The organism is Paenibacillus sp. 598K (assembly GCF_003851045.1).
Taxonomy (GTDB): domain Bacteria; phylum Bacillota; class Bacilli; order Paenibacillales; family Paenibacillaceae; genus Paenibacillus_D.
In genome coordinates, this window is sequence record NZ_BFBX01000208.1 from 1 (window position 1) to 4,036 (window position 4,036).

Annotated in this window: 3 protein-coding genes; all 3 read right to left on the reverse strand. The window is 47.0% G+C overall.

Annotated elements, in window-relative coordinates; all coding sequences use genetic code 11:
- Nucleotides 1–46 precede the first annotated feature (46 nt).
- Nucleotides 47–1,099, reverse strand: coding sequence for a sensor histidine kinase (locus tag PA598K_RS34430; protein ID WP_128661227.1), 1,053 nt, complete (start codon nucleotides 1,097–1,099; stop codon nucleotides 47–49).
- A gap of 11 nt (nucleotides 1,100–1,110) precedes the next feature.
- Nucleotides 1,111–1,791, reverse strand: a complete 681-nt coding sequence (locus PA598K_RS34435) for a response regulator transcription factor (protein ID WP_128661228.1) — start codon at nucleotides 1,789–1,791, stop codon at nucleotides 1,111–1,113.
- Between the two features lie 241 nt (nucleotides 1,792–2,032).
- Nucleotides 2,033–4,036, reverse strand: a 2,004-nt coding sequence (locus tag PA598K_RS36860; RefSeq protein WP_185602411.1) for a hypothetical protein, incomplete at its 5' end; no start/stop codon positions are given.

Sequence of the window (4,036 nt, forward strand, 5' to 3'; positions counted from 1 at the left end):
GCCAAGCGCACAAAAAAGCCGTTGGGCTTTGACGATCCCAACCGCTTCATGGATGCCTCTTTTGTAGTAAGGATCGTCTCATCTGTTCGAAGGGATTGTCGCTGGAGAAGATCATCCTCATCGATGTGCCTTCGCCCACGACGGATGTCGCCTCAAGCCGAATATGCAGCTTCTGGCTAATCACTTTGGCAAGATACAATCCCATGCCCGTGGCTGCGTGCTGCACCCTTCCGTTTTCTCCCGTGAAGCCTTTATCAAAAATACGCGGCAGGTCGTGGGCTTGAATGCCCGGCCCATCATCCTTAATGGTTACTACGACCGTTTCATTTTCCTGACGATCGATATGGAGGTCTACATTTCCATCCGTCGGGCTGTACTTAATCGCATTCGTTAACAGCTGTCTCATCACAAAGCCGCACCACTTTTTATCCGTATACACGGTAGAGGCGCTGTCTCCCGTCAACGCAATCGTGATGTTTTTTTCCATACACCAGGTAGATAACTCGCGAATCTCTCCTCGTAACAATGCCTGCACGTCCTGCTGTTCGGGGAGCAAGTCGGCGTCCAGGCTAGCTAGGCGCGAGATATAGAGCTGCCGGTCGATTAATAAGTGCATCCTCAACCAGGGCGCATTCAGCCTTTGGGCTAATTCATTGGAACGGTGAGCATCGAGGAGGATTTTCATAGCGGTAAGGGGAGTCTTCACTTCATGAACCCAAGAGGAGAGATCATCTTGTTCCATAAGTTGGGTGGACTGATACGTACGATGCTTGTTCTGCTCATGCTGATGAATGTTTTCCAACACTGTATACAGGATGCCGTCAGGAAAACGGCCATGCGGCTCGGGGATGCTCTCGAACCAGTCATCGCTAACGTCATTCGACAAGGCAAGCAGCGACTTATAAAAGGCGGTCTCCTTTTTATATCTCCAAACTATAAAGCTCACTGCGATCGTCAGGAACAAAACATTTAAATAGAGGAGCGAATAAGGCTCCACCTCAATACCCGCGTCCAATCGAATCAACACGTTGGTAAGCAGAAGCAATAGGCCAATTAAACCAAGCCAGCTCCTTTTATACACGAGATAAGCGATAAACAAGGCGAGACCTCCTAGAGTGTAACGGCCATATAGCCGAGGCCTTTTTTCGTCACAATCCCTTCAGCCAGGTTGAGCGAGGCCAGCTGTTGCCGCAACCTTGTGATGTTGGCCGTGAGCGTATTGTCATTCACATATTGATCATCGTCCCAGAGCATTTTCATCAGTTCATGGCGCGAGATGATCTTATTATTGGCCCGAACCAATACCCTAAGAATAAAAAATTCGTTTTTGGTCAGATGAATGGTTTGCCCCTCCTTGGTAATCGCGCCGCTTTTCAAATCAATCCACGCCTGATTCCATTCCATGACATCGGAGGACGCTTCATACGTATACGTGCGACGAAGAATCGCCTGGATCTTGGCAAGCAACACATCCATATGAAAGGGCTTCTGCACATAATCGTCCGCCCCCAGGTTCATGGCCATCACCATATCCATCGGATGATCTCTCGAGGACAGGAAGATAATCGGCACCTGAGACACGGCACGAATCTCTCTGCACCAATGAAAACCGTCAAACTTCGGAAGCTGAATATCAACAATGACCAGATGCGGTCGATGCTCGACAAAAGCGTCCATCACCTGGGCGAAATCACTGGGGTTACTCACCTCATATGACCATTGGCCCAGCCCTTCCCGGAGCGCTTCCAGCAGCAGATCGTCATCCTCGATAATAAAGATGTTTCTATTCATGCGGTACCCTCCCCCCGCGAATTATCCCTCGGAATCGTCTCCACTATTGTAACCGAAGCGCGAAGGAGGGGCAAAACCGCCAAAACCGCCGATGGCCCAAAACGGCCAGTGCCCCAAAGCGGCTAACGGCCAAATTTGCGCCTTAGCGCCCGTTTTTTTTGATAATGCAGCTATCTAACGGTCAGATCGGATAAAACAATAACCACCCGCAAAGGGTGGCCATTGTTTTGAAACTTGTATTCTATTGCTGAACTGTCGGAATCGTTATGGTAGCACCGCTCGGCACTTGGAACGGGATTGGATTGGTCAGTCTGACGGAATATAGACTATTCTCAAGCTGATAACCCATAATATAATACAGCCCAGGTTCCATATGAAGGCTTAGCTTGCCATCCTTTACATCGTAGTAGTACGCTCCCCCGTTCACATTTGAACCAATTGAAACACGGAAATTAGTGGATTGAACAGCACCTGTCAACGCAAGGTTCAGATCAACAAGAGGCGGCAAGGTCCAATTCGTTAACGGATTCGATTCTGGCTGACCATGAATTACTTTTAGCGGCTTCATAAAGAAAATATTCTTTTGTTGAGATTCGATTGATAGTTCATATTCTCCGTCTGGTAGATAAAGCTCATAGCCCCCGTTTACAATAGATGACCGGTAAGGAACAAATTCAGGGTACAAACGATAAGTGTGAACACTGCCAAACATTAATGGAGACACGCCATCCATATCGTAGATTTTTCCGGTTACATTTGGGGCGGGAAGTTCAATTGGCAGATGAATTGATTCTCCCTCCACCTTGAAGCGTACAGGTGGACTTAATTGGACTTCCAGATCATTTATTACATAATCATAAATAACGTAGTCGCCCTCTGGAAGGTATATAGCGAAATTTCCATTATCGACGTAAGCTTGAGCAACTCCTCCTACAGGAAGCGGCATTGGATAATCATAATCCTCCTGGATGATCAGCCTTAGGTTATCCATAGGAAGTCCGCCTTTTGTAAAAGTTCCCTTAACATTTAGCTTCTGAATCAACTCGACAGTCTCGGGCCGATCTCCAATCGTGATAATTCCCTCAATTGGATATCGACTGCCTTTGTCATCGGTATACCTAATTGCTGAGTAAACTCCTTCAGGTAACTGATCCACCGCGAAGACGCCGTTGGAGACAGGGATGGTTCTCATGTTGCCCATAGAGAATATCTCCAGTTTACCATTCAGTTTCTCACCTTTTTCATTAACAAGAGAGCCTTGAAGCTTAACACCCGTTACGTCAAATGTGAGCTCTCTACCATCATTAATAATAGAAAAATCGTCTAGGTCACGTGAAATCTCACCTAAAATCGGATGTTGGAAGTACACCTTAACATCTGTGTACGTACCGTATCCGAATCTAACCGCAAACTCGCCATTAATTATCGAAACCGTTTTGATGTCTTCCTTAGGGTCGGTGTACATTAAAACAGCTTCATCCAGCATCTTTCCATCCACACGGACATAACCCTTTGTTAGTTGTGGTACTCTCACGAAAAGATTTGTAATACCTTCAAACTCGATATCTCCAATAAATACTTCACCAGCTCTAGCAGATATGAACGTTAAACGATATGTCCCATCCTTAATATATCTGGATAAATCTTCTTTGTCCTTTGTTGCTAGCAGTGCGTATGAAGGCCCTTCTTCGTCGAAGTTCTTTAAAAACAGAGCATATTCCTCTTCTTCAATCCAGTCAGAAGGAAATAAAATAGTAGGAAAGAAATTCTCTTTAAATGCCGTCAGGGCTAGCCTCTTGTTACTGGAGGCTGTAACTTGGAATGTTTCATCAATCCATTTGTAAGAAGATGGATCATCGTTCTCCAAAGAAGTAAGGACCCCAGAAATAAGGTATTTACCTTCTTTAAGGGATATAGAGAAGCTCCCTCTATTTACGGATACTGTCTCTGCTTTGATGCCCTCTGGGGATTCCAAAAGGTATATAATCATCACGCCATCTAATAAATCGCCCGTTTCACTTTTGACTGTACCCGTAATTGTATACGTGCTAGGCTGTTGCGTCCCGCCCCCTGGATTGCCCGGATTCGGATTGCCGCCTCCGCCTGGGTTCGAGGTGCCTCCTCCGCCACCGCCTCCACCGCCGCCAGCAGCTGGAGGGGTAGTTGCAGACCCACCGCTCACAACCTGGCCGCCTACGGAGGCCTTGACGCCATCCTTGACTGCGACCTCGCCCGGCTTCTTCGC

Bases quoted from the DNA above. Each gene is read 5' to 3' on its own strand.
- PA598K_RS34435 (WP_128661228.1), bottom strand. From the start codon at position 1,791: ATGAATAGAAACATCTTTATTATCGAGGATGACGATCTGCTGCTGGAA.